Raw genomic sequence first — 21860 nt, 5'->3', positions numbered from 1 at the left:
TACGAAATAAGGGTTCAGGCCCTTTCCAGAAACATATCGGCCGCTTTCTTCGTAATCTTCGCATTCGCCTTGTTCAGTACCGACTGGTCCAGTTGGGCCAGGTAGATACGGGTTGTCTTCTCCGAAGTATGTCCCATGGCCTGGCTGATTACTGCCACCGGGATATTCTGACGGAGCGCCTCGGTAGCCCACGAATGGCGTGCCACATAGGAAGTCAGCTTCACCGACAGATGCAGGCGGGCGCCGATAATCACGAGCAGGCTGTTGTATTTACGAAGCGCAGTTTTATAGGCTTCGTGTCCGTCCTTGCCCGCCGAGAGGACCGGGAAAAGGTAAGGGGAACCTTTCTGCCCGTACTTTCTCAAGAGTAACCGCATGGCAGGCGTAATCCCCACCCGTATCAGTGCCCCGGTCTTATGCCGGTAATAGACGATCTCGCCGCCCACGATGTTTTTCTTTGTCAGGTAGGCGAGGTCCACAAAGGGGATTCCGCAGGCGAGATAAGAGAAAATAAACAGGTCTAGCGCTTCACGCAGCGAGGGTTCCCCCGGATAGTCCGCCTGCATCACTTTATTGACTTCCGCGATCTTCAAGGCACGTTTGGCCGTTTCCTCCCGTTTGAGATGCAACCCGGCAAAAGGGTCGCTGGCCGGTCCAGGCAATCCTTCCCGCAAAGCGGTATGGCAAAGTGCCCGGAAACTGCTCAGGTAACTGTTCACCGTATTCACCGCCAGCCCTTCGGCGCGTAGCGAACTGCCAAAATCATCTACCATGGCGGCGGTTATATCTGTCCATTGCAGCGAAGCGCCTTTCCAAAAACGGTACAGCCGGTTGCGAACCACGCGGTAAAGATCAGCCGTACTATCCTTTCCCGCCTCCCGTTTCCAGGCGACCTGAAAGTCCATGTAAACGAAAATGTTTTGTGTCATATTTCTTATATCATTATAGAAAAAAACAAATGTACAACAAGTTATACGCTGCGGGAAGTTCCAAAAAGTCAATAGATTTTAGTATCTTTGCGCACTCATTCGAAAAATTAATAGGTATTCAATATATGATAACAGTAAACAATCTGGACGTACAGTTCGGCAAACGTATCCTCTTTCAGGATGTAAACATGAAGTTTACGCCGGGTAACTGCTACGGTATTATCGGTGCCAACGGTGCCGGAAAATCAACATTTCTCCGCGTGATCAGCAAACAGCTCGACCCGACACGCGGTTCGGTAACTTTAGGCCCGGGAGAACGTCTTTCGGTATTAAGCCAGGACCACTTTGCTTTTGACGAACATACGGTTATGGACACGGTCCTGATGGGACATACCACCTTGTGGGAAGTCATGAGCGAAAAGAATGCGCTTTACGAAAAGCCTGACTTCAGCGATGCCGACGGTATCCGCGTTTCGGAACTCGAAGAGAAGTTCGCCGAGATGGAAGGATGGAACGCCGAAAGCGATGCAGCCAACCTGTTGAGCGGCCTGGGTATCGCCGAAGAGTACCATTACAGCATGATGAAAGACCTGAGCGGTAAGCAGAAGGTGCGTATATTACTTGCCCGCGCTCTTTTCGGACAGCCGGACAACCTGCTACTGGATGAGCCGACCAACGACCTCGACCTGGAAACGGTGAGCTGGCTGGAAAATTACCTGTCCAACTCCGACCACACGATCCTGGTAGTGAGCCACGACCGTCACTTCCTCGACTCTGTCTGTACACACACCGTAGATATCGACTTCGGTAAACTGCAAATGTTTGCCGGTAATTATAGCTTCTGGTACGAATCAAGCCAGTTGGCACTCCGTCAGCAGCAGAACCAGAACAAGAAAGCGGAAGAAAAGAAAAAGGAACTGGAAGAGTTTATCCGCCGTTTCAGTGCCAACGTGGCGAAGTCCAAACAGACTACCAGCCGTAAGAAGATGATCGAAAAGCTGAATATCGAAGAGATCAAACCGTCTTCACGCCGTTACCCGGGTATTATCTTTACCCCGAACCGCGAACCGGGCAACCAGATTCTCGAAGTGAAAGGACTGACGAAAAGCATCGAAGGTAAGGTTTTGTTCAAAGATCTGAACTTCAACGTAGAAAAGGACGACAAGATTGTATTCATCAGCCGCGACCCGCGTGCCATGACTGCCCTCTTCCAGATTATCAACGGAGAAGAAAAGCCGGAAGCCGGTACTTTCCAATGGGGCCAGACGATCACAACGACCTATCTGCCGTTGGATAATGCCAAATATTTCGATTCCGATTATAACCTGATCGACTGGCTGAGCCAGTTCGCCGGAGATACTAACGAAGTATTCCTGAAAGGTTTCCTCGGCCGTATGCTGTTCTCGGGTGAAGAATTGCTGAAAAAGGTTAGCGTATTGTCCGGAGGTGAAAAGATGCGTTGCATGATTTCCCGGATGATGTTGACGGATGCAAACTGCCTGATCCTGGATACACCGACCAACCACCTAGATCTGGAATCTATCCAGGCATTCAATAATACGTTGCAGTCATTCAGAGGAAACGTCCTTTTCTCCAGTCATGACCACGAGTTCATCCAGACGGTGGCAAACCGTATTATCGAACTGACACCTAACGGCATCATCGACAAGATGATGGATTACGATGATTACATCACCGATCCGACAGTAGCCGAATTACGAGAAAAGTTATATAAATAGTAACTTTTCTCCTCTGGAGAGGGGGCAGGGTGTGTGTATTACATATATTATATAGAGATGAAAAAGCGGTTGTTATTTCTTCTGACAGTATTTATTGGTTGGCTTCCGGTCCTCGCCATTCAAAAGCCGGTCTTCATGTTATATCACCATGCCTTAGCGAACGGGTGTTCGCTAACCGATTACCTTAAGGTAATTACTCATGGTCTATTGCTGGATTGTACGGTTTCAGGGTATCTGACAGTTATTCCGCTTCTCTCTGTATTGATTTCCATCTGGTTGCCGGGGAGGTTCTATCAGAAGTTCCTGAAAAGTTATTTTCTGATTATGGGAATCGTGGTTGCAGCCATCTTTGCGGTAGACGTTGCCCTGTATGGTTATTGGGGGTTCCGGCTGGACGCTACCCTGTTCTTTTACCTGCAATCACCCGCCGATGCCATGGCCAGCGTGCCGGTCGGTACATTCCTGCTTCAGTTCGCTCTTTTCGGGATCTATGCTTACGGGATATTCTGGTTGTTTAAACGGTTTATCGTACCTTTATTTCCCGTGACTCCGGCCCGTAACAGATTGGGAGGGACCATCATAGTCCTGCTGCTCGCCGGCATCCTTTTCATTCCGATCCGGGGAGGCGTGACTACTTCAACCGCCAATGTCGGCATGGTCTATTTCAGCAAAAACCAGTTTCTGAACCACTCAGCGATCAATCCGGCATTCAGCCTGCTCGCTTCTCTCAGCAAACAACAGGATTTTGCCGCCCAGTTCAATTTCTTCCCGGAAGAAGAGAGAAAGGAGCGTTATGCCGCACTGACCCTTCCGGATGACAGCCTGACAAATAACACGGAAAAGGTCAATCTGCTGACAACCGACCGTCCAAACATACTGATCATCTTGATGGAAAGTTTTACGGCAAACGCCATCGAAGCCGTGGGAGGAGAAGCGGGGATCACCCCGAATCTGAACAGGCTAAGCAAAGAGGGGATCACCTTCACCAATATGTATGCCAACTCCTTCCGTACCGACAGGGGGATTGTTGCCGTACTGAACGGTTACCTGGCACAACCTACGACTTCTATCATGAAGTATCCCGCCAAAAGCCAGACACTTCCTTCTATCGCCAAAAGCCTGGGAGAACAGGGATATGTAGCCGATATGCTTTACGGGGGAGATATCAACTTTACGAATATGCAAAGTTACTTCTTCAGTTCGGGATACAGCCAAATCACTGCCGACCGTGACTTTCCACTCTCCAGCCGCCTCAGTAAATGGGGAGCAAACGATGATATTACTTTCACCCATCTATACGAATCGATCAAAAGCCGGGACGAAAAAACACCGTGGCTCAGTACATTCCTGACATTGAGCAGCCATGAACCGTTCGAAGTGCCTTTCCACCATCTGGATGACCCGTATCTCAATTCCGTTGCATTTACCGACAGTTGCATCGGTAGCTTTGTAGATAAGCTAAAGGAATTGCCGACCTGGAAGAACACGCTGATCGTGCTGGTATCCGACCACGGTTTCCGTTACCCTTCAACACTGACGGATTACGAACCCCGCCGTTTCCACATCCCGATGATCTGGTTGGGCGGAGCCGTTAAAGAGCCGATGGTGATCGACACCTATGCCAACCAGACAGATCTGGCTGCCACCCTATTGTACCAGCTGAACCTGCCGCACGACTCCTTCATATTCAGCCGCGACATACTCGATCCCGGCTCCCCAAAATACGCCTTCTACACCTTCCCCAACGGATTCGGTTTCATCGACAGCACAGGCGTTTCAATATACGACAACGAAAGCAACAAACCCTTGCTCGAAACCCCGGTAACAAACAGCGAAACCCGCCTGAATAAAGGCAAAGTACTGTTACAAACGCTGTATGACGATTTGGGTAGCAGGTGAAGAAAAATGCTACTCTGCGTCTTCGCTTACTTTCTTTTCATAAGCACTACGCAGGCAGATAGTGATATAACCGAATAAGAGACCGATCGTACAATAAATCATCTCCGTCAGAGCTGCCGTAGCAAAAGTGGCATTCGGCACATAATTCATAAAGGCGAAGAAAGCACCTGCACCAATAAACAACGCCGGTACTAAGGACAGCCATTCGCTCCGCTCACAGAAAATAGCACAGAAAGCAATCACTCCTACCGCCACAGGTACGGCAAAGAATCCCAGAGCAGGCGTCATCGCACCGCCTAGAACCATAATAACAATGGAGGCAGCAATACCGATCGCATAAGCAATAAAGGCTTTTATCCCTCCCCTCACCGTACAACCGGCCAGGAAGTAAACCGCCCACGACTGAAAAGAGATCCAACTAAAACCGACATTTCCTTCGGGAGGCACGGAGGTGTACAACAACTGGTCCAATGCCTGTATCAGGCATGCTAAAACACCAATAATCACGGGAATCAAAACAAACTTTTTTAGTGTCATTGTGGTAAAAGATTTAAATGAGTAATTAGATATAGAATATAGTGATTTTCGTACCTCTCACGGCAAATATATTAATTTAACTGATAAAACACAACGCGAAAAGACAGATAACAACTTGTTATTGTGCAAAATAGACTATTCACATCACCCTGATATATATTCCCGACAGTCTAATAATTAACAGTTTCAGCCAACAAAAAATGGCCGATCTCTTCAGACCGGCCACCTTAAATTTTAGTTTCAAATATATCCTAAAGGACTTTATTTCGCATAACTTACAGCACGGGTTTCGCGGATAACCGTAATCTTTACCTGCCCCGGATAAGTCATTTCGTCCTGTATCTTCTTTGCGATTTCGTTTGACAGGTTTTCCGTATCCTTGTCGTCGATCTTATCTGCCCCAACAATAACGCGAAGCTCGCGGCCTGCCTGGATAGCATAAGTCTTCACAACACCCGGATAAGAAAGAGCCAATTGTTCCAGATCGTTCAAACGTTTGATATAAGCCTCAACGATTTCACGACGGGCACCCGGACGAGCTCCGGAGATAGCGTCACAAACCTGAACAATCGGTGCCAGCAATGTCTGCATCTCAACCTCATCGTGGTGGGCACCTACTGCATTGCAAATATCCGGTTTTTCCTTATATTTTTCGCAAAGCTTCATACCCAGGATTGCGTGCGGCAATTCCGGTTCATCATCAGGCACCTTACCAATATCATGTAACAAACCTGCACGTTTCGCTTTCTTCGGGTTCAATCCTAATTCAGAAGCCATCACGGCACAAAGGTTAGCCGTTTCACGGGCATGCTGCAACAGGTTCTGACCATAAGAAGAACGGTATTTCATCTTACCGATCATACGGATCAGTTCAGGATGCAGTCCATGAACACCCAGGTCGATCACCGTACGTTTACCGGTTTCAACCACTTCGTCTTCCACCTGTTTTTTAACTTTCGTCACCACCTCTTCGATACGGGCCGGATGGATACGTCCGTCCTGTACCAACTGGTGCAATGCCAGACGGGCAATCTCACGGCGAACCGGGTCAAAGCCGGAAAGAACGATCGCTTCGGGGGTATCGTCGACAACGATCTCAATACCGGTAGCTGCTTCCAGGGCACGGATGTTACGGCCTTCACGTCCAATGATACGTCCTTTGATCTCATCCGATTCGATATGGAATACGGTAATGGAGTTTTCGATAGCAGTTTCAGTCGCTACACGTTGGATAGACTGGATAACGATCTTCTTTGCTTCTTTATTAGCCGTCATCTTCGCTTCTTCCATGATTTCATTGATATAAGAAGTTGCTTCCGATTTGGCTTCGTCTTTCAACGATTCGATCAGGCGTTCTTTCGCCTCATCGGCAGAAAGTCCGGAAAGGGCTTCCAGCTGCTCGATCTCCCGTTGATGAAGTTTTTCCAAATCCTGTTTTCTTCTATCCACCAATTCCAATTGAGTAGCCAGATTTTCTTTCACCGCATCAATCTCGCAGTTTTTACGCTGCAAATCTTCCTGACGCTGGTTGAGTGTCAGTTCACGTTGTTTCAACTTACCTTCGGCCGACTGGATCTTTGCGTTCCTTGCCGATACTTGTTTTTCCAGATCCGCTTTCAGATGAAGGAATTTTTCCTTTACTTCCAGCAATTTGTTTTTCTTGATCACTTCCGCTTCCTTCTCGGCTTCCCTCAGTACGGAATCGTACCTCGACTTCAGAAGAAAACGCATGCTCAACCACGTCAACAACCCTCCTATCAGGAGAGCTACAATTGATGATATGATTATATACACTGTCATTTTACTTATAATTTAAATTCATATATATATAAAACAAAAAAAGCACTACAATACACGGCAACCGTGCAGAGCAGTGCGGAAACTCTTCTTACAATTATATTATAATTACTTATCCTTCAAATACTGTTCCAACTCACCCGTGAGTTCCTGTATCTTATCTGTAATAGGACTTGTATCGTTTTTATCTTCCAATTGCAAATTAGTCATAGACAATTGAAAAGCAACCATGGCTAACAAATCTTTTACATCCACATCGGACTGAGCAAAATTTTGCCGATACTGATTGATCTTATTACGTATCTGCTTGGCGGCATCCCGCGCCAATTGCTCGTCTTTCCGATCAATCCAAAGACCGTAACTCTTTTCGGCTATATCTAAATGTATAAGAAATTTATCGTCCATCGCTTCTATTCGTTTAATAGTGCAATGCACTTGTCTACTTCCCGCACTAACTTCGATAAACGCATCCTTGCACTTTTCATTTCCCCTTCATTTACGGAAACGACTCTTGCTGTCAGTAGTTTATCGCATTTGGTATTCAACTCTTCAATCGTTTTTATTGCCTGCTTCAGTTCTGCTTCCTTATGGTTCAAAACAGTTGTGAGCTCGTCGATCTTATGGTTTTGCTTATTACATAATTCCATTAAATCACGAACTCTAACCTCAAATACAGCCAACAATCTCTTTTGATCTTCGGTCATTTCACACCAAATTCTAGACAAAAGTAAAATTTAGAATTGAATTAAACAACAAGGCGGTCTGTTTTTTTAAACAGAAAACATCCAAACACACAAAAGGCCGTCCAAATAATATCCGAACAGCCCTCCTAACCAAGTATCGGTTACGCGATTAGATCAACGCAACAAATAATTCACCTTCAATCTCTTCGAAAGACAACTTTCCTTCTTTTGCTAACCAACCAAATGCAGCATACATATCTTTTTCTGCTTTGATCCTAGTTGCTTTCTTTACTGCCTTAACACTCATTTTTCCGCCTTCGTTTAAAACTGTCCAAACAAGGCCGGCGTTTGTACCAATCAATTCGATCATTTTCTTTTTCGTTTTGTTAATTCGTTAACGGGGGCAAATTTATAGATTAATCGATTAAAACAAAAGGAAATAGATGTTTTTTAGCATAAAAACGGGTGTTTTTGAGGTTTCTAAACATAATTAACGCGTTTATAACATAATTTTCACTCTACTTTCAGGCGTAATCAACTCCATTTCCAAATTAGTTGTTGATACATATCGGGTTAATAGGGACACCCCATAGGTCAACGCCTCTTGCAGACCTTCTTTTCCGGAGTATCCGTTTATAATCATTAACAGCTTTCCCGTATTCATGTCGATCTTGGTTCGTTCTTCATCGCTGGTCGGAGTACCAACGCCTCCCTGATTATCGCGATAGACCGGGAGGCCGGCTATATTCAGTTCGCCACGGCCTATTCCATGATAAATCTCGCCTTCCCGACCGACACCCAGCACCAGGTTCCCGTCAATCTTACCGGCATCGAACCCGCCGATAGAATAACCGCTCTGAATAGACAGGAGATTGATTATATCGACCAATGTATCTATTTTATATAAGGGTAATTCGCGGAGGATACGCCGGCGAAGCGCTTCCGCCGAAGGACGGTAACGGTTCGGATCTTTACCCAGACGCTTATAAGCCTGCCTGGTTGCCTGGATAGGAGGAAATTTGTTTATATCTTCCAGTTTGCAGGTTGTGCGGATATGGGTTTCCACTTCTGTTATTTCATTCCACAATTGTTCGTCCGAAACGGTGTTTACCACGTCGCATTCCACAACGGCGACATGCAGGTCCGGGCAAGCCTTCGCTATTTCTTCCGAGATAGAAACATGTATCATATAGTATTACTCTTTAATCATTATACCGGACAGGATACGTCCGCTTTTTATTCCCACCCGGCGGGCGGAGAAAAAATCTTCATGATGCTGATAGGTGCAGATTCCGGAAACTTCAATACGCTCCGGCAATAATCCGGATTGCAGCAACTGGATACGGTTTGCCTCCCAGAGGTCGATATGGGCTTTACCGGTCTGAGCGTTTCGTTCCATGATACGATTCATATCCACACGAGTCTCCCTGAAAGCATCGACCACCTCCTCGCCCACCTCGAAAGCCTCCTTACTGATCGACGGGGCGATACCCGCCATCATCAGGGCAGGATCACAGGAATAACGGTCCGCCATACAACGGATGGTTTTAGCAACGATCTGCTTTACCGTTCCCCGCCATCCGGCATGGATAGCCGCCACCACTTTCTTATCCGGCGCATAGACCAGAACCGGGACACAGTCTGCCGTAGAGACAGCGATGCAGATTCCCGGTATATTCGTCACCAGTGCATCTTTTCCGTACATCTCCTGCTGTTGGGCATCAATACAACTTATTTCCGCTTCATGCACCTGACAAGGCGCAAAAATCCTTTCGGGAGAAATTCCCATTGCATCCGAAAGAAGCTGACGGTTCATCCGGACGGAAGCCGGATCGTCACCGCTGAACTCTCCCGGATTCATCGTCGCATAATTACCCTGGCTCACTCCTCCGTGACGAGTCGTTATAAAATGAGAAATGTTGCATTCTCCGCTTAATCCGGAGAATTGCAACATTTCTACTGTATTACTTTTCAGTTTCTTCATCTTCGTCGTCCCACTCGTATTCTTCATACTCTTCATCCGGATCGTCATCGTCGACAGGAAAGACGAAATCATCGTCATCATCATCCAGCGGTATCGAACTGACATCGATGTTCTGGTGGACGATGTTCTCGACTTCGTGGAAGGTTTCCTTATTCAGTTCCTTCCACAACAGGTCTTTCAACTCCGTAATACCCTGCTGGGTAATGGAAGAGATAAACACATGCGGAATGCCTTCGGGTAAATCCTCCGACAGGGCTTCGATCAGCTCGTCATCCAGCATATCACTCTTGGTGATTGCCAGCACACGGCTTTTACCCAACAATTCGGGATTGTATTTTACCAGTTCGTTATGAAGGATCTCGTATTCCTTTTTAATATCGTCGGTATCCGCCGGAATCATAAACAGAAGCAGCGAGTTTCGTTCGATATGGCGAAGGAAACGGAGTCCGAGACCTTTCCCTTCACTGGCTCCTTCAATAATACCGGGAATATCGGCCATCACGAATGAACGATGGTCACGATAACTTACGATACCCAAGTTCGGCTCCAGTGTCGTGAACGGATAGTTCGCAATCTTCGGCTTAGCCGCCGATACGACAGAAAGCAAAGTCGACTTTCCGGCATTCGGAAAACCTACCAACCCCACATCAGCCAGCAACTTCAATTGCAGGATGACTTTGCGTTCCTGAGCCGGTTCGCCCGGTTGAGCATAACGGGGAGCCTGGTTGGTAGATGTCTTGAAATGCCAGTTGCCTTGTCCGCCACGACCACCTTTCAGCAGCATAACTTCCTGTCCGTCTTCGGTCACGTCGCAGATATATTCGCCGGTTTCGGCATCATATACTACAGTTCCGCACGGCACTTCGATCACCCGATCTTCACCGTCTTTTCCGAAACTGCGCTTGGCACTGCCGCCTTCGCCGTTCGTTGCCATGATATGACGTTCGAACTTCAGATGCAGGAGGGTCCAGTAATTCCGGTTGCCACGAAGATACACATGGCCTCCTCGCCCCCCGTCGCCTCCGTCGGGCCTCCTTTCGGAATATATTTCTCACGACGAAAGTGAGAAGACCCTCTTCCGCCCTTTCCTGAGCGGCAATAGATCTTTACGTAATCTACAAAGTTTGATTCAGCCATAAAAAATAATTATTTAATGTGATAATATGCCAATGTGCCAATGAAGAAACCCTTATTGACATATCGGCACATTGTTTAATTTACAAATTATTGATCGCTTCTTTGATACGATCGAAGATTTCTTCGACTGTACCCATTCCGTGGATACCGACGTGTTTGCCTTCTCCCACATAGTAATCTGCCAAAGGTGCTGTCTGTTTGTGATAAACATCCAGTCTCGATTTGATTGTTTCGAGGTTATCGTCCGAACGTCCCGATACTTTGCCGCGTTCCAGCAGACGAGAAATCAGTTCTTCTTCTTCAACCTGCAGGTTCAGCATCACTGAAACATCCGTACCGCGTTTGTTCAGCATTTCTTTCAATGCTTTTGCCTGCGGGATAGTACGGGGGAAACCATCGAAGATAACACCTTTTGAACTGGCTTTGCTGTCCAATACTTTGGCAAGCATATCAACGATCAGTTCATCCGGTACAAGCTGACCTTTTTCAATATAATCCTTAGCGATCTTACCAAGTTCGGTTTCACCTTTCATTTCAGCACGCAATACATCACCAGTTGAAATGTGATCCAAACCATACTCTTTAATGATCAACTCACTCTGTGTTCCTTTTCCTGAACCCGGAGCTCCAAAAATAACAACGTTCAACATAATATTGTTCCTTATTTATAAATGTATTTTTCAGTTATCAAACTCACCTGTAAGCTGTCATCTGTCAACTATTAACTGTCACCTTGTAAATATCCCGGTAGGCACGCCCCATTTCATCATAATCCAGCCCGTAACCGACAATAAAGTCGCTTGGTATCTGCAAACCGACATAGTCAGGCTTCAGATCGCATTTCAGGGAATCGGGTTTGAAGAGCATGGTTGCCAGCTTGACATCCGCCGCACCGTCATTTCTCAGCTTATCCATAACAAACTGCATGGTGTAACCGGTATCGATAATGTCTTCCAGCAGGATCAGGGTACGTCCTTTCACATCGGCCTGCACCGGCATAATCTCACGAACAACTCCGGTGGTATTGAGGCCACGATAAGAAGAATAGCGGGCAAACGTAATTTCGTAGTAGGTGTCCATCTGCCGCATCAGTTCTGCGGTAAACATGAACGCCCCGTTCAATATGCCTACGAACAGAGGGTTAGTATCTCCTACATCTGCCTTAATCTGTTTAGCCATCTTCGCAATGGCATCCTTGATCTCCTTCTCCGGGATAAGCAGTTCAAATTCTTTATCTTTTAATCGGATCTTGTCCATATACCGTTTATTTTTCGAGGGAGCAAAGGTACAATATTTTCAGTGAAGCACAAACAAGAGATTTGCATAGATCAGGAAGTTTCCCTAAAAAATGCGAATGTAATCTTTTCCCTATTTATTTTATACGTATATTTGCGATAGAATGTAGCACATTAGCAATATGGGGAAATTAACGAACAACGAATTTTCTAAATCTTTTATCAGTCGGATGCAAAACCTGCAGCCACGTCCACTCCATATGGAAATAAGTAAAAGCGAAATCCAAAAATGCTGGCAACAAGAAATTCCATATTTATATAAAGATAAGAAAAGAGTAAGAAAAAGCAATCGTTTTATTCGTGCCAATGCAGATGGAAGTGAAGACATCGTTGAACTTATTAATCCGGAACACAATCTCTATGCTCATGAAGTCAAATTCAGGAAGATAAAAACATCACGCCCGCAGGGAGAAGGTGAATTATTTAACCTGATCAAGAAATAAATGCTCTATGCCTCCCATCTTTTATATTATTATGGGTCCCAATGGCGCCGGTAAAAGTACATTTGGGAAACTACATACAAATGGCCTCCCAATCTACGATCCGGATAAACGAAAAATGGAAATCATCTCCTATTTATCGAGCTTAAATAAAAAACAGCGTAAAGAGTTTTATCCGGCTTATACACATGACATGTTTAATGAAATGTTCGATGAACTGGTTAATGATTACCAAAAAGAAGAATATGAAGAGTTGCGTCAACACAGCATAGAGCAACATACAGATTTTGCATTAGAAACACCTTTTGCCGACAACTTTGGCCTGAATGAGGTGATGCACTTCAAATCAAAACAATATATCATTCATGGCATATTTTTCGGATTAAATACAGTTGAGCAAAGTATTACCAATGTCAGCATACGGGTAAAGAAAAAGGGACATGATTTACCTATACAATCTATTGAATGGAACTTTAACCAATGCTATCTTAATCTAAATCAACACTTCGATTTATTTGACAGTATTCTTTTTATGGATGCACAGAACCCACTCACCGACCCTGTATTAATAGCACAATATATACAAAAACGTATTATTTATATTCATGCCGACAGGCCCGTCTGGTTAGACAGGTTTACCTCAGGCAGTCGATGAGTGTTTTCTTATGTTATTCTATTTCCTGCTTTCAGTCAGGATATTTCCGTCCATCATGCGGATTAAACGTCCTGCCATCCGGGCATTTTCTTCCGAGTGTGTCACCATGACGACAGTTGAACCTTCCTTGTTGAGTTCGAGAAGCAGATTCATGACTTCGTTTCCGTTCACCGAATCCAGGTTTCCGGTCGGTTCGTCCGCCAGGATGATCTTGGGATTCGTTACAATGGCACGGGCAATAGCCACGCGCTGTTGCTGTCCGCCGGAAAGCTGCTGCGGATAATGTTCCGTACGATGGGCAATCTGCATCCGGTCGAGTGCGGCATTTACCCTCGCAACCCGTTCCTTTACCGGGACTCCGGCATATAAAAGAGGCAATTCCACATTCTCAAAGACCGTCAGTTCGTCTATCAGGTTAAAACTCTGAAAGACAAATCCCAGATTACCGTTCCGCAAGTCTGTCCGGTTATTCTCCGTATAACGTGAAACTTCTTCTTCCAGAAACCACAACTCGCCGGATGTCGGATTATCCAGCAACCCCAACAGGTTCAGTAATGTCGATTTACCACAACCCGAAGGCCCCATTACTGCAACGAACTCTCCCTGGTTTATTTCCAGATTAATACCGTTCAAGGCTGTAGTCTCAACACTCTCCGTACGAAATACTTTCGTTAAATTTACTGCTTTTATCATGATGCTTATTTTATTATTCTTATTCATTTATTCATATCTCAACGACTCCACCGGATTCCGAGAAGCTGCCCGCCAGGTCTGTGCTACAACTGTCAGGAAGGTTATCAGCAGGATAATCAGTCCCGCCAGCGGAAACAGCCACCAACTGATAGGAGTCTGATAGGCAAAATTACTCAGCCAGCGAACCATCAGAAGATAACCGACCGGACAGGCTACCACAAAGGCGATTCCCACCCAAATCATATATTCCCGGCAAAACATACGGACAATGCGGTCGGAATGCGCACCGTTCACTTTCCGGATACCTATTTCCTTCGTCCGCTGTGCGGTTGCCAGGGCAACCAGTCCCAGTACGCCCATCATGGCGACAACGATTGCCAGGACCGTAAAGATCAGAAACATCCGGCTCAACTGCTGTTCATGGGCATAATTCAGGTTCAACGCATCGGAAAAGAAACGGTAGGAAAATACATTGTCCGGGCGCATCTCTTCATATTTCTCTTTCAGGAACTTCAATGTCCCCGCCTTATTCTCGGGTGATATCTTTATATACATTGTATTCAATAATTGACGGGAATAATAGATGTAAGCCGGTTTGACCTCCTCACGCAACGACTGAAAATGAAAATCCTTCACCACACCGACAATCCGCGCAGTCTCCCCGAACCATCCTTTATTCTGAACGACCATGCCTACCGGGTCTTTCACCTGCATCATCTTCCAGGCGGTTTCATTAATGACTACCGGCGACTCCTTCTGATAAGTGCCATCCATATAGGCATTCTTGTCGGCACCGAAAGATTCGCCTTTCAGCAAGGTCACTCCCAATGTCTTCATAAAATTGCCGTCCCCCACAACACCGACCATTTTCAGCGAATCGACCTGTCCGTTTTCACCCATCCAACTGAAAACGGCTTCTTCCGTCTTATGTCCCCGAAGGTAATTCGACAAGTCCACGCCTCCCGCCACATTCCCGACATTCGGATTTTTCATTACTTCCTGCCTATAATCATCTATTCCCTGGTTGCCGTAGTAGGCCATCAGTTCGAATACATCACAATCCACGACGACCATATCTTCCTTATCCAGTCCGAGGTCTGCATTTTGCAGGTAATGAAGCTGACGGAAGACTACCGAAGTGGAAAAAAGCATCGTAATGGCAATGACAAACTGCACACACACCAAGCCTTTGATAAGCGTCCCTTTCCGGCCGGTTGCCTTTCCGCCTTTAAAGGCCAGCAAAGGGTTGAACGACGACATATAGAAAGCAGGGAACGCTCCTGCCAGACTCCCGACTCCTATTATACCGAACAGGATAAATAACATAGTCTGCCAGTTAAACAACAAAACAATATCTTTCCCGACAAACCGGTTGAAGAAAGGCAACAACAATTCCGTCAGTGCCAACGCCAGGACCAGCGAAAGGAAAGCCTGAACCAGACTCTCGGACAGGAACTGCGTAATCAGCATCTTCCGTTTCGCCCCTGTCACCTTCCGGACACCGATCTCCTTATAACGCAGCGATGCACGGGCAGTCGACAAAGTGGTAAAGTTGAATGCCCCCATAAAAATAATCAACAGGGCCAACGCCATAAACAACCAGATTTGCGACATATTTCCGTAATTATCGACCGACGGGTCTTTAAATGAGGTATGTAAATGAATATCTTTCAATGGCTGGAACTCCAACGGCCTCCCGTCTTCCCGCTGATTTATCCAGGTACGGCCCATAGCCTTCCGGTCAGCTTCCGACAATACGGCGCCTTTCCTCAACTGGATATATACATTCGTTCCTTCCGCAAAATCCCAGCTCAGCGGTTCAAAATAGGCCTGTTCACTCAGCAACACTTCAAACCGGATATGGCTTTTACGGGGCACCTTCAGAACTGCCGCCACTTTATAACGGTGAACTTGCCCCAGAAACAGACAGGTGACATCTTTACCGACAGCCGGAGAATCTCCGAACAACTTCTTTGCCGTAGACTCCGCCAGCACGATCTGCTGCGGGTATTTCTTCATCAGGGCGGGATCGCCCGCTATCACCGGGAAACTGAACATATCAAAGAAGGCCGTATCCACAAATGTATACTTCGCTTCGATCAGATTTGCTCCCGAATGAAGGTTCAGCATACCGAAGTTGAGCACAAAGGTTGCATTCTCCATCTGTGGGAACTCCTCCCGTAATGCTTTACTCAACGGGGCCACCGTGTAAGCTGATTCTTTCATTTCCCCACCGTCTTTCCGGTCTACGGCAATCACCCGGTAGACAGAGTCGCGGTTCCTGTGGAAATCTTCGAATGTCAGCTCATCCACTATCCAGAGATAAATCAGGAAAGCGGCTGTCATTCCCAGCACGAATCCCAACATATTAATAGACGAAAACAGAAAGCTCCGTTTTATCAACCGGATGGCTACTTTTATATAATGCTTAATCATATCGTTCTTATTTATTGTTATTTTATTCATACCGTAATGATTGTACCGGGTTCCTGGATGCGGCACGCCAGGTCTGCGCTATAACGGTCGACAGCGTTATCAGCAGGATAATGCCGCCCGATAGCGGGAAAAGCCACCAACTGATCGTTGTCTGATAAGCAAAGCCACTCAGCCATCTCAGCATGAACAGGTAGCCGAGCGGACAGGCGACCACAAAGGCAATGCCTACCCAAATCGCATATTCCCGGCAAAACATACGGACAATGCGGTCGGAATGCGCACCGTTCACTTTCCGGACACCGATCTCCTTCGTTCGCTGTACCGTTGAAAGAGTCACCAGACCGAACACCCCCATCATCGCCACGATAATAGCCAACACGGTAAAGATCAGGAACATCTGGCTTTGTTGCCGTTCGCGGGTATAATTCTCATTCAGAACATCCGTCAGGAAACGGTAATTAAAGAGCATATCCGGACGTGCCTCCTCATATTTCTCTTTCAGGAACTTCAGAGTCTCCGCCTGTTTCTCTGCCGAGATCCGAACATACATATAATTAAACAACTGAACCGTATAATAAAAGAATGCAGGTTTTATCTTCTCCCGCAACGGCTGGAAGTTAAAGTCTTTCACAACACCAACGACCCTGGAATTACGAATGCCGATGCCACCGCCAGCCAGCAGCATACCGACCGGATTCTCTACTTTCAGCATCTTCCATGCCGTTTCATTGATAACGATCGGCGATTCTTGTGCATAAGAGCCATCCCAGTAATGGTCGGGATTTGAGCCGAACGTTTCTCCTTTCAACAATGTCAACCCCAATGTTGGAATAAAGTCGCTGTCTCCGACCATTCCTACCATCTTCACCGAGTCTGTTTTCCCGTTCTCATCTTCCCACCTGAACATATTTTCTTCAAAGCTATATCCTTGCAGGTAGTTGGTTATCTCCACACCCAACGCCACACTCTTCACATACGGATTTTTAAGTATCTCCTGTTTGAAACCGTCTGCTCCCCGACGCCAGTCCAAAACATCGACCTCAATCAGATGTTCCTTATTCAATCCCAAGTCGGCATTCTGTAAATAATGAAGTTGTTTAAATGCGACAGCCGTACAAATAATCATCACTATTGCAATTACAAACTGCACACACACCAGTCCCTTAATCAACGTCCCCTTCTTACCGCTCGCCTGCCCTCCCTTGAAGGCCAGCAGCGGACTGAACGACGACATATAGAATGCAGAAAAAGAGCCTGCCAGGCAACCGACTCCGACAATACCGAACAGCACAAACAACAAGGTCTGCCAATTGAATTGCAAAGTAATATCCTTCTCTACAAACATATTAAAAAACGGTAACAGCAATTCCGTCAGCGCCAGCGCCAACAGCAACGAGATAAAAGCCTGCACCAGACTTTCCGACAGAAACTGTGTGATCAGCTTCTTCCTTTTCGCCCCGTTCACCTTCCGGACGCCTATCTCCTTGGAACGCAAAGAAGCACGGGCCGTCGATAAAGTCATAAAATTAAATGCCCCCATAAAGATGATCAGGGCAGCCAACGCCGCAAAAAGGTAAATCTGCTGCATATTCCCGTGATTATACACATCGTTGGGCTCCTTAAATGCTGTGCGCAGATGGATATCTTTCAACGGTTGGAAGGCCAGGGGCTTTCCCCATTGCGAATGCTTCACCCAGAGGTCGCGCATGGCCAGCCGATCGGCATCCGTTAAAGAGGTTCCTTTCTTTAGTTGGATAAAAACGTGCATCCTCTCCGAGAATCCCCAAAGTTCATCTTTTATTTCGTCCCACAAATAAGAATCCCAACTTGCCAGTACCTCAAACTGTATATGACTCTTGCGGGGCACTTTCAATACCGCCGCTACCTTATAATATTTTTTATTGAATTTACAGGTGACCTCTTTTCCTATAGCCGATGTTTTACCGAACAGCTTCTCCGCAATCGCCTCTGAGAGTACGACCATCTGAGGGTCTTTCTTCAGCAGGAACGGATCGCCTGCCACAACCGGAAAACTGAATACATCAAAGAATGTCGTATCGACATATCCATAGTTAGCCTCAACACCTACATCCCCGGCGTAAATATCATATTTACCACCATACTTTATAAAGGTCGCATTCTCCACCTTCGAAAAATTCTTCCGAAACACTTCGCTAAGCGGGGTAACCGTAGAAGGAACCTGGCCTTTTGCAGACTGCTCTTCACGGATCACCCGGTAAATATAATCCCCGTTCTTATTAAAATCTTCAAATGTCAGTTCATCCACTATCCAGAGATAGATCAGGAAAGCGGCTGTCATCCCCAACACAAATCCCAGCATATTGATAGATGAAAACAGAAAACTCCGCTTTATCTGCCGGATGGCTACTTTCACATAATGTTTAAACATGGTTATTTCTTTTATCAATTCATTCTATTATTCATTTCAACTTCGCAAGTACACATTTCCCCAGCCCCGTACCTGTTCATTAACCCCTTATATTCCCAAAAGAGTTTCTTACTGAAGAAACAACTGTTTCACTTTATAGAAACAAGTGTTTCATTATGATGAAACAATAGCTTACACCTTTGAAAAAAGATGAAACTTCCCTGTCTGAACTTGCAAAACCTACTGTTCAGTTATTGCCATAAAACAGGCTTCCCGACATAAGGTTATTTCATTCTTTTATAAACATGCAACATTCATGCCATTCTATTAAGCAACTATTAATCAACCAATCTGATAGACGAAAACAATAACAACCGTACGATATCGTACAATTTCCTATACGATTCCGTACGGTATTTCACCGATAGTCAACTCCGATATATAAGAAAAGCCAACTCTTTTCATTGCCAATAATTGGTACATTCTTGACCGGCTATCCGGAAATTTTACCTAAGTTTGGAACTTCTAATCAATACATAAAGAACGAATGGCAGTACGACAAGGAAAAATATTAGTTATCGACGACAACGAAGACATTCTCTTTACGCTGAAAATGCTGCTTCGCCCTTTGGCTGAAAGTGTTACGATCTGCACGAACCCTAAAGAGATCAACCGGCTCGTATCGACCACCAAATACAATGTCATCCTGCTCGATATGAATTTCACGGCAGATGCCGTCAGCGGAAAAGAAGGCTTTTACTGGCTGGAACGCATCCGCGAAATATCTCCCGAGACTGTCGTCATCCTGATCACTGCCTATTCGGATACGGAAAAGGCCGTCCGCGCTATCAAAGCGGGAGCCACCGATTTCATCCCTAAGCCCTGGCAGAACGAGAAGATGCTGGCAACCATCTCGTCGGCACTCGAACTCAGCCTGCGGCGCGGAGAAGTGCAGACGCTGAAAGAACAGAAGTCCGTCCTCACCACGACGGAACCGGAGCTGGAAGTGATCGGCGAATCTCCCGCCATGGAAAAGATATTCAAGACGGTAGAAAAGTTGAAGAACGCGGATGCCAACATTCTTTTGCAGGGCGAAAACGGGACGGGAAAAGACCTGATCGCCTATACGCTCCATAAACAATCGTCACGTAACCAGGAGGCTTTCGTGCCTATCGACCTGGGAAGCATCCCGCACAACTTGTTTGAAAGCGAACTGTTCGGTTACGAAAAAGGGGCTTTTACGGATGCAAATAAAAGTAAGTCGGGACGTTTCGAGATCGCATCCGGTGGCACGCTCTTTCTGAACGAGATCGGAAACCTGCCGCTTATGCTCCAATCCAAACTGCTTACGGTGATCGAACAGCAGAAGATAAACCGCCTGGGATCGACCAAAGAGACTTCCATCAATGTCCGGCTGATCTGCGCAACCAATACCGACCTCCATACCGCTGTACAGGACGGCAGTTTCCGGCAGGACCTGCTTTACCGCATCAATACGATCGAGATTTTCATTCCTCCCTTACGGGAAAGGGGAAACGACATTTCTCTCCTGGCGGATCATTTCCTGAAACGGTACAGCCATAAATATAAAAAAGAGATCGAAGGCTTCTCACGGGAGGCGCGTCAGCTTCTGAAACAATACAACTGGCCGGGCAACATCCGCGAACTGCAACATGTCATTGAACGGGCCGTCATCCTTTCCGACCAAAAAAAGTTGCAGTACGACGACTTCATGCTCCGTACCCCCGTTTCCAGCTACCACGAAAAGGAAGAAAAGTTCAACCTGGAAGAGCTGGAAAAGAAAACCATACAGGAGGCTTTGCATCATTGCTCCGGAAACCTGACACAGGCTGCCGACCTCTTAGGTATTACGCGTACATCTTTATATAGGCGACTGGAAAAATACGGCTTATGAAACAATACTCGAAAAAAGCTATCGGACTGATCCTTTTAATAGTAATCACCAGCCTGGTTCTTGCCTTTTTGGTGGCGGGACAGTTTTATATTTCCGCTTTCATTGCCGGCATGATTCTCCTGATAGAAGCCTGGTACCTGCTCCGGCAGATGGAACGGAGCGACCGGTTATTCCGGCATTTTGTCTGGTCGGTACGTTATTCCGACTTCCTTTCTTCGGGCACAACACACCAGGAACCGTCGGATGCCCTCCCGCAAGAACTGACCGGAGCGGTGGAAGAGGCTTTGCAATTCTATAAGAAACATCTTCAGCAGAAGGAAAGCCAACTGCAATATTTCCAGGCACTGGCCAATCATATCGACCTCTCCGTCTTCGTTTATTCTCCCGAAACGGGACAGGTCGAATGGATGAACCAGGCAGCCAAAATACAAACCGGCCTGAACTTTGCCGAAACGATAGACGATCTGGCTGCTTACCATCCGGAACTTCCTGCCCGGCTGCGCATCCTGCATCCCGGTGAACTGTCTATCCTGCAAGTCCACCGCCAGGAAGATTTCTCGCAACTGATCCTGTCATCCATGTCATTCGTGGTATTGAACAAGCCGCTTACCGTCGTCAGCATGAAGAATATCCGCTCGGTACTGGAAAATAAAGAAACGGAAGCCTGGCAGAAACTCATCCGGGTTCTCACACATGAGATCATGAATTCCATGACACCGATCGTATCCCTCTCCGAGTTATTGAAAAGCAAACAGACTTCGGATCCTATCACGGACGAGGAACGCGAAGAGATACATCAGGCTGTCGACACCATCTTCCGGAGAAGCAGCGGCCTGGTCCGCTTCGTTGAGAACTATAGAAAAGTGACCGGCATTCCTACCCCCGTCCCCGAAATCATACCTGTCGACAGCTTGCTCGACAATGTCGCCCTGCTATTCAGGAAGGAAACGGATAGCATAAAAGTCCTGCCTTCGGCATCGCATTTACAGGTCATCGCCGACAAAGCTCTGATCGAACAGATACTGATCAATCTAATAAAAAATGCGCTGGATGCGACACAGGAATGTGAGAATCCCCGGATAGAACTATCGGCAGGGATCAATGCGGAAGGTAAAAACTATATTCAGGTCAGCGATAATGGGACAGGCATTCCGGCAGACGTCCAGGAGCGCATCTTCATACCGTTCTTTACGACCAAGCCTGTCGGTTCCGGTATCGGACTCAGTATTTCCCGGCAGATCATGTATATGCACAAAGGCAGCCTGACCGTTATCTCGGAAGCAGGGAAAGGAAGCCGTTTCCTGCTTACTTTCGCCTGATTGGCGAAAATGC

Annotated in this window: 19 protein-coding genes and 1 pseudogene; 6 read left to right on the top strand and 14 right to left on the bottom strand. The window is 46.5% G+C overall.

Going from position 1 to position 21860, the window contains the following annotated elements:
- Positions 1-14: 14 nt before the first annotated feature.
- Positions 15-929: a site-specific integrase gene (locus C825_RS10335; RefSeq protein WP_007659023.1), complete on the bottom strand. Its 915-nt coding sequence runs from the start codon at positions 927-929 to the stop codon at positions 15-17.
- Between the two features lie 125 nt (positions 930-1054).
- On the opposite strand from C825_RS10335, the gene C825_RS10330 reads away from it, so the two are divergent.
- Positions 1055-2668: an ABC-F family ATP-binding cassette domain-containing protein gene (locus C825_RS10330; protein WP_044214846.1), complete on the top strand. Its 1614-nt coding sequence runs from the start codon at positions 1055-1057 to the stop codon at positions 2666-2668.
- A gap of 57 nt (positions 2669-2725) precedes the next feature.
- A complete protein-coding gene (locus C825_RS10325; protein ID WP_044214848.1) occupies positions 2726-4567 on the top strand; it encodes an LTA synthase family protein in 1842 nt (613 codons plus the stop codon).
- Between the two features lie 9 nt (positions 4568-4576).
- Here the strand turns inward: C825_RS10325 and C825_RS10320 are convergent, their stop codons facing one another.
- The 10 genes and pseudogenes from C825_RS10320 to hpt form a co-directional block, all read right to left on the bottom strand.
- On the bottom strand, positions 4577-5104 hold the full coding sequence (locus C825_RS10320; protein ID WP_007659027.1) for a DUF1097 domain-containing protein: 528 nt from the start codon (positions 5102-5104) through the stop codon (positions 4577-4579).
- A 261-nt stretch (positions 5105-5365) separates the two neighbouring features.
- Complete coding sequence (gene rny / locus C825_RS10315) at positions 5366-6904, bottom strand: ribonuclease Y (RefSeq protein ID WP_007659029.1); 1539 nt, start codon at positions 6902-6904, stop codon at positions 5366-5368.
- Between the two features lie 105 nt (positions 6905-7009).
- Positions 7010-7306, bottom strand: a complete 297-nt coding sequence (locus tag C825_RS10310; protein WP_007659031.1) for a cell division protein ZapA — start codon at positions 7304-7306, stop codon at positions 7010-7012.
- A 5-nt stretch (positions 7307-7311) separates the two neighbouring features.
- Positions 7312-7605, bottom strand: coding sequence for a coiled-coil domain-containing protein (locus tag C825_RS10305; protein ID WP_007659032.1), 294 nt, complete (start codon positions 7603-7605; stop codon positions 7312-7314).
- A gap of 148 nt (positions 7606-7753) precedes the next feature.
- Positions 7754-7954: a winged helix-turn-helix domain-containing protein gene (locus C825_RS10300; protein WP_010802411.1), complete on the bottom strand. Its 201-nt coding sequence runs from the start codon at positions 7952-7954 to the stop codon at positions 7754-7756.
- A gap of 129 nt (positions 7955-8083) precedes the next feature.
- Positions 8084-8773 (bottom strand): B3/B4 domain-containing protein, encoded by a 690-nt coding sequence (locus tag C825_RS10295; protein WP_007659035.1) that lies wholly within the window; start codon positions 8771-8773, stop codon positions 8084-8086.
- A 6-nt stretch (positions 8774-8779) separates the two neighbouring features.
- Positions 8780-9604, bottom strand: coding sequence for a peptidoglycan editing factor PgeF (pgeF, locus tag C825_RS10290; RefSeq protein ID WP_007659036.1), 825 nt, complete (start codon positions 9602-9604; stop codon positions 8780-8782).
- Positions 9549-10705 (bottom strand): annotated as a pseudogene (obgE, locus tag C825_RS10285) (GTPase ObgE). The gene pgeF and the pseudogene obgE overlap by 56 nt, the downstream one beginning before the upstream one ends.
- An 80-nt stretch (positions 10706-10785) precedes the next feature.
- A complete protein-coding gene (locus tag C825_RS10280; RefSeq protein ID WP_007659038.1) occupies positions 10786-11355 on the bottom strand; it encodes an adenylate kinase in 570 nt (189 codons plus the stop codon).
- Between the two features lie 64 nt (positions 11356-11419).
- Complete coding sequence (hpt, locus tag C825_RS10275) at positions 11420-11962, bottom strand: hypoxanthine phosphoribosyltransferase (RefSeq protein ID WP_007659039.1); 543 nt, start codon at positions 11960-11962, stop codon at positions 11420-11422.
- Positions 11963-12122: 160 nt separating this feature from the next.
- On the opposite strand from hpt, the gene C825_RS10270 reads away from it, so the two are divergent.
- Entirely contained in the window at positions 12123-12443 is a 321-nt protein-coding gene (locus tag C825_RS10270) for a hypothetical protein (protein WP_228100001.1), read from the top strand.
- 115 nt (positions 12444-12558) lie between these two features.
- Complete coding sequence (locus tag C825_RS10265; RefSeq protein WP_232434131.1) at positions 12559-13095, top strand: hypothetical protein; 537 nt, start codon at positions 12559-12561, stop codon at positions 13093-13095.
- Between the two features lie 18 nt (positions 13096-13113).
- Here the strand turns inward: C825_RS10265 and C825_RS10260 are convergent, their stop codons facing one another.
- From C825_RS10260 to C825_RS10250, 3 genes are read right to left on the bottom strand one after another with little or no spacing between them, the layout of a single operon-like run.
- Positions 13114-13788: an ABC transporter ATP-binding protein gene (locus tag C825_RS10260; protein WP_007659043.1), complete on the bottom strand. Its 675-nt coding sequence runs from the start codon at positions 13786-13788 to the stop codon at positions 13114-13116.
- Positions 13789-13815: 27 nt separating this feature from the next.
- A complete protein-coding gene (locus tag C825_RS10255; protein ID WP_010802410.1) occupies positions 13816-16224 on the bottom strand; it encodes an ABC transporter permease in 2409 nt (802 codons plus the stop codon).
- A gap of 22 nt (positions 16225-16246) precedes the next feature.
- The gene (locus tag C825_RS10250) at positions 16247-18634 is read right to left on the bottom strand and encodes an FtsX-like permease family protein (protein WP_010802409.1); all 2388 of its coding nucleotides are present in this window, start codon (positions 18632-18634) and stop codon (positions 16247-16249) included.
- A 526-nt stretch (positions 18635-19160) separates the two neighbouring features.
- On the opposite strand from C825_RS10250, the gene C825_RS10245 reads away from it, so the two are divergent.
- Entirely contained in the window at positions 19161-20528 is a 1368-nt protein-coding gene (locus tag C825_RS10245; RefSeq protein WP_010802408.1) for a sigma-54-dependent transcriptional regulator, read from the top strand.
- The gene (locus tag C825_RS10240; protein WP_010802407.1) at positions 20525-21847 is read left to right on the top strand and encodes a sensor histidine kinase; all 1323 of its coding nucleotides are present in this window, start codon (positions 20525-20527) and stop codon (positions 21845-21847) included. The genes C825_RS10245 and C825_RS10240 overlap by 4 nt, the downstream gene beginning before the upstream one ends.
- Positions 21848-21860 lie beyond the last annotated feature (13 nt).

This window comes from Parabacteroides sp. ASF519, assembly GCF_000364265.2.
Lineage (GTDB): Bacteria > Bacteroidota > Bacteroidia > Bacteroidales > Tannerellaceae > Parabacteroides > Parabacteroides goldsteinii.
Note: the sequence above shows the minus strand (reverse complement) of the source record. Positions and strands in the feature narration are given on the sequence as shown.